General features: G+C 60.3%; 1 protein-coding gene. It reads right to left on the reverse strand.

Going from position 1 to position 345, the window contains the following annotated elements:
* On the reverse strand, positions 1–202 hold a 202-nt coding region (locus EN857_RS33720), incomplete at its 3' end, for a helix-turn-helix domain-containing protein (RefSeq protein WP_135897707.1).
* Positions 203–345: the final 143 nt, after the last annotated feature.

Raw genomic sequence — 345 nt, forward strand, 5'->3', positions numbered from 1 at the left:
CCCGGTGCGGCTCCAGAACCCGCTTGCGATGGCCGCCCATCTTGCCAGGCGCGACCGACCCACTCGCCCGATAGCGCTGCGACCACTTCACCGCCGACGACACTGCTATGCCGAAACGAGCCGCAACCGTGCGGCAGCTCTCACCAGCCGCGATCGCCACAACAACACGCTCACGAAGATCATTCGAAAGAGGTCGCGTCATCCGATGCTGGCCTCCGATCCAGCCAGCATCTTGAATCACAAACCAGCTGCTTTGGGAATGCTACGATTCTCTCAAAACAGGAACCGCTCTAGCGAAGCCGTCGATGACAGCGCCTTTCTCCCCGTCCCTATACGGTAGAAATG

This window comes from Mesorhizobium sp. M4B.F.Ca.ET.214.01.1.1 (genome assembly GCF_004791545.1).
In the GTDB taxonomy this organism is placed as follows: Bacteria; Pseudomonadota; Alphaproteobacteria; order Rhizobiales; family Rhizobiaceae; genus Mesorhizobium; species Mesorhizobium abyssinicae.